Here is a 5074-nt window from a genome sequence, read left to right as displayed (position 1 = left end):
GGGCGGGGGCGCCCGCCACGACGAGGGGGACCGTCCCCGGGGCCGCCGGGCGCGGGCCCGCGGCCTCGTACCCGGTGAACAGCTCGGCGAGCCCGGCCGGGGGCTCACGCCAGCCCGACGGCGTGGGGGCCTGCTGGCGGCGGCCGATGCGCAGGGAGCGGAGCTTGGGCAGCCCGGTGCGGCGGTGCAGGTCGGCAGTGGAGAGGCCGATGCGTACGGAGGTCCAGTCCTCGCCGGTGCGCTGGGCGACCATGGCGCGCAGCACCAGACTGCCGGTGTCCGCATCCTGACGGTGACTCAGCCGGTAGGCGGGCACCCAGACCGCACCCGGCACCCGGTACTCGACTTCGACCTGCAGGTCCGCCTCCGGGTCGGCGCTTCCGGTGAGGGTCAGGACGGCGGTGAGAGCGGTCTGCACCGGAGCCGACGGTGCGTCGGTGGAGGCCCGGGAGAGCCGGTCCTCTGCGGTCTCCAGGGCGTGCTCGGCCAGCCGCAGTGCGTCCTCCAGCTCGGCCAGCCGGGCGTGCAGGCCGGTGAGCCGCTCGTCCACGAACCCGGCGAGACCCAGCCAGGCCTCCACGGGGGTGCGCCGGTGCCCGTCCTCCCGCCTGCGCGGCGGGGCCACCGGGCGCAGGGCGGCGACCTCCCGGACCCGGTCGAGCTGCCGGTCGAGGCGCTGCCGGGCGGCGTCGCACTCGTCACGCAGCCGCTCGGCCTCGCGGTGCAGTTCGGGCAGCTGCCCGGGACGGTACAGCTCGGCCCCGACCTCGATCCGGGCTTCGGTGACCCGTACCGCGGGGTCGTTCAGCACCCGGGCGCGGAGCGTGCCGGGTTCCAGGGAGCGCGGCAGTCCGGTCACCCGCACCCGGCCGTCCGGCGGCGCCGAGCCGCGGGCCACCCGGCGGCAGACCGCGCCCTGTGCGTGGACCACCACCGAGTCCAGGGCCGAGTCCCACTCCTGTGCTGCCTCCGCCGCCACCTGGTCCGCCCCCTCGTGCGCCGCCGCAGATCCTCCGGAGCCCGAAGCCTAGCGCCGGGCGGCCCCGCCTGCCGATCTTCGCCGGGGCCCGTGCCCGGGGCCTTCGGTCGGGAGGGGGCGCACCCGACACCGAGGGCCTGGAGACCGTCCGCGGCCCCGCTCACGGCAGGGCCCGCCCGCTGTGCCCGGACCCGGCGGACAACCGCGGCAGCATTGACCTTCGACCCGGGGCGAAGGTCTGGCGTCGCGGATGTGACACGGATGCGGATCTCCCAGCTCGCCGAGCGCTGCGGCGTCCCGGCGACGACCCTGCGGTTCTACGGGAACGCGGGACTCCTGCCGGCGTCCCGGACACCGGCGGGCTACCGCCTGTACGGCGAGGACGCCGTCGAGCGGCTGGCGTTCATCGGCCCGTTCGCCGGCGGCCCCGGCGTCGCCGCCCTCACGCCGGCACACAGAGCCATGCCAGGCCTGCGGCGGCCAGGTAGGCGAGCGCGCCGACGGCCATGCCGGTGCGCAGCCCGGCGCTGTAGTCGCCGGCCGTGGCGAGCAGGCTGCCGCCGAGCGCCACGCCGGTGGCGCTGCCGATCTGCCGGGTGGTGTTGAAGAGGGCGGAGGCGGTGCCCGAGTAGGCCGGTGGCGCGGCACCCATCACGGTGGCGGTCCCGCCGGTGAGGGCGAAGGAGGTACCGAACCCCGCGGCCATCATCGGTGCCACCAGCAGCGGGTAGGCGGGGTGGGCTCCCGCCGCGGCCCAGCCGGCCAGCCCCAGGGCCGCCAGGAGCATGCCGGAGATCACCAGCGGACGGTCGCCGGTGCGGCGGCTCAGCCGCCCGGAGAGGACGGAGGCGAACATGGTCATCGCCACGGCCGGGAACAGGGCCAGACCGGTACGGAGGGCGCTGAAGCCCCGCTGGTGCTGGAACCGCAGGCTTGCGGTGAACACCATCCCGTAGAAGCCGAAGTTGAACAGCAGACCGATGACGGCTCCGCCGCTCATCGCACGGGAGCGCAGCAGGCTCAGCGGAAGGGCCGGGGCCCGGGCCAGCCGCTCGCGGAACGCGAACGCCGCGGCGGCCGTCACGGCCAGGCCCAGCCCGGCGAGTACCGCCGGATCGGACCAGCCCCGCCGTCCCGCCTCGTTGAGCGCCGCGGTCAGCAGCGCCACCGCCGCCACCACCGCACACTGCGCCGGCCAGTCCAGCGCCCGGGTGGGGCGCCGGGGCGAGCGAGCGACATGGCGCAGCGTCAGTACCAGGCAGGCCGCACCCACGGGCAGGTTGATCAGGAACACCCAGCGCCAGCCCACCGCGGTGACCAGCAGCCCGCCCAGCAGCGGCCCGGCCGAGGCCGCGATACCGGCCATCGAGCCCCACAGCCCGAAGGCCCGGGCGCGTGCGGCAGGCGCCGGGTAGGCCTGCTGCAGCAGGGCCAGCGAACCGGGCACGATCAGCGCCGCACCGAGCCCTTCCAGCAGCCGGGCCGCGACCAGGAAGGGGACGCGCGGTGCGAGCGCGCACGCTGCGGAGGCGGCCGTGAACACCGCCACGCCCCAGCAGAACACCCGGCGGTTGCCCAGCCGGTCGCCCAGTGCGCCTCCGGTGAGCAGGAACCCGGCGAGGACCAGGGTGTAACCATCGGTGATCCACTGAATGCCGGTGAGCGAGGCCGACAGGTCCCGGCCGATCACCGGCACGGCGACATTGATGATCGTCACATCCAGGATCACCATGAAGTACCCGGCGCACACCGCCAGGAGTGGTGCCCGGGACCGCCGCCGCGGCCCGGGGGCCGACCGGGGCAAGTGCATGCACTCACCACTACCACCAGCGAGCCCGGAGGAGCCCCTCGCCATGTCGGGCGCGGCGAAGTCCCGCCCGGTGCCCGGCCCGGCCCGGCCCGGCGCGCGCGGTGAGCCCGGCGGTCGCTCCGGTGGCGCGTGCGGGGGCCTCGGAGCAGACTGGCCGGTATGGGTCCGACCCGTCGTCCGAGGACGCGGCGAGGCCCGTGCCACCGGATCCGGGCGACTCCACGAGACCCTCACGGAGGACCTGATGGACCGCGCGCACCTCTTCGGCCGGACCGGGACACCCCTGGCCGCCGCTGCTGCCCTGCTGTTCACCGTGGCAGCGCCCACCCCGGCCTGGTCCGCCACCGGCACCGTGTCCGTCACCGCTCTCGCGCCGGGTGGTGCGTCCGAGCAGCTGCAGGTGAGCAATCCGGCGGACGGCCGCTGCTACACCGTCAGGGAACTGGCTCCCCGTCTTGCGGGCGCGACGTTCCGGGCGCTGGCCAACGACACCGACAAGGCGATCCACCTCTACAGCGACCTGGCGTGCTCGCAGGATCCGCAGCTGGCCGTCGCCGTCAACCCGGGCGGATCCGTCTCCGGTCTCACGTTCAGCTCGTTCAGGCCCGGCTGACCCCGGACACCTGGCCCCTCCGGCCGCCGCCGGGCTCCGTTCCGGCGGCGGCCGACGCCGCGTGGGCGGCCGGCGGCGCGCACTCGGCCCGGCCGGTGGGGCCACCCCGTGCCGGTACCGGACCGTCCTGCCGCGGGGAGCCCGCGCCGGGTCGGGGTCCCCCCCGTCCGGCGGGTGCCGTACGGCGCCGAGGTGCGGGCCGAGAGCCGGGGGAGAAGCCCCGCCGCAGACCCCGGCCAGGCCGCCCGTGGTCGCCCGGGACGGCCGCCGGGGGCTCTTGACCCACCCGGGGAGCCGCTCCAGACTCGCTCAGCAGAAGTGTCCCCTCACCGTTCCGCCGTTCTGTGCATCACCGGACGGACTCCGGCCGGCGCGTTCGCCCTCCTGCGCCTCCCACCCGTGCGGCCCCCCACAGGAAGGCACATCCCGTGAGATCCGTGACACGCGCACTGCTCACGCTGCTGAGCGCGCTCGCCCTGACCGTCGGGCTGGGGCAGCTCCCGGCGTTCGCCGCCGCCCAGCCGGTCACGCCCGGCACGATCTGGACCGACTCCTCCGGCAGTGCGATCCAGGCGCACGGCGAAGGCGTCCTCCAGGTCGGCGGCACCTACTACTGGTTCGGCGAGGACAAGACAGGCGGTTCGGCGTTCCAGAACGTCAACTGCTACTCCTCCACCGACCTCAGGCACTGGACGTTCGTCAACCACGTGCTGACCCGGCAGTCCAGCGGTGACCTGGGCCCGAACCGGGTCGTCGAGCGGCCGCACGTGGTCTGGAACGCGTCCACCTCCACCTATGTCATGTGGATGCACATCGACAGCTCCAGTTACGGCGAGCGCAAGGCGGGCGTGGCGACCAGCGGCAGCGTCTGCGGCACGTACACCTACCGCGGCAGCTCCAAGCCGCTGGGCAACGACAGCCTGGACGACAACCTGTTCCTCGACGGCACCACCGCGTACTTCATGAGCGAGGACCGGACCCATGCGAAGCTGCAGATCTACAAGCTGTCCCCGGACTACCTGAGCGTGGCGTCGCTGGCGAACACCCTGCCGCAGTACGAGGCGCCGGCCATGGTGAAGGCGGGCGGCACGTACTTCCTGTTCGGCTCGCACCTCACCGGCTGGTCCACCAACGACAACCAGTACGCCACCGCGTCCTCGATCACGGGCGCATGGAGCTCGTGGAGGTCGTTCGCGCCGTCGGGCACCAACACCTGCAACTCGCAGACGACGTCGATCCTGCCGGTCACCGGCAGCAGCGGCACCAGCTATCTGTTCCTCGGGGACCGCTGGAACTCCGGCACCCTGTCCGACTCCCGCTACGTCTGGGAGCCGCTCACCCTCAGCGGCACCTCGGCCTCGATCAGCTGCCACTCCGAGTGGACCGTCGACACCTCCACCGGCTCGGTGGCGGTGGTCAACCCGGGCACCACCGGTACGTCGGTCATCCGCGGCGTCCAGTCCAACCGGTGCATGGATGTGAAGAACGCCTCGACCGGCAGCGGCGCGGCGATCGACCTGTACGACTGCAACGGCGGCGGCAACCAGTCCTGGACGCTCAACTCCGCCAGGGAGCTGGTGGTCTACGGCAACATGTGCCTGGACGTACCGAACCAGAGCACCGCGCCCGGGACCAAGCTGGAGATCTGCACCTGCAACGGCGGCGGCAACCA

Annotated in this window: 4 protein-coding genes and 1 pseudogene; 3 read left to right on the top strand and 2 right to left on the bottom strand. The window is 74.1% G+C overall.

The features are described 5' to 3' along the window. Positions 1–979: DUF4139 domain-containing protein (locus AOK09_RS29845; RefSeq protein ID WP_245687541.1), on the bottom strand; the 979-nt coding region annotated here is incomplete at its 3' end. A gap of 261 nt (positions 980–1240) precedes the next feature. Between AOK09_RS29845 and AOK09_RS38430 the strand changes: the two are divergent. Further along, positions 1241–1375 (top strand): annotated as a pseudogene (locus AOK09_RS38430) (MerR family DNA-binding transcriptional regulator); the annotation flags it as partial. Between the two features lie 46 nt (positions 1376–1421). On the opposite strand, the gene AOK09_RS29840 reads toward AOK09_RS38430, so the two are convergent. Further along, on the bottom strand, positions 1422–2789 hold the full coding sequence (locus tag AOK09_RS29840) for an MFS transporter (protein WP_055590351.1): 1368 nt from the start codon (positions 2787–2789) through the stop codon (positions 1422–1424). Between the two features lie 244 nt (positions 2790–3033). Here AOK09_RS29840 and AOK09_RS29835 point away from each other — a divergent pair, with 244 nt between their 5' ends. Then, positions 3034–3402, top strand: coding sequence for a hypothetical protein (locus tag AOK09_RS29835; RefSeq protein ID WP_055590350.1), 369 nt, complete (start codon positions 3034–3036; stop codon positions 3400–3402). A 437-nt stretch (positions 3403–3839) separates the two neighbouring features. After that, on the top strand, positions 3840–5074 hold a 1235-nt coding region (locus tag AOK09_RS29830; RefSeq protein WP_055590349.1), incomplete at its 3' end, for a family 43 glycosylhydrolase.

Source organism: Peterkaempfera griseoplana (assembly GCF_001418575.1).
Lineage (GTDB): Bacteria > Actinomycetota > Actinomycetes > Streptomycetales > Streptomycetaceae > Peterkaempfera > Peterkaempfera griseoplana.
The sequence above is the reverse complement of the archived record's forward strand: the minus strand, read 5'-3'. Positions and strand labels throughout refer to the sequence as shown.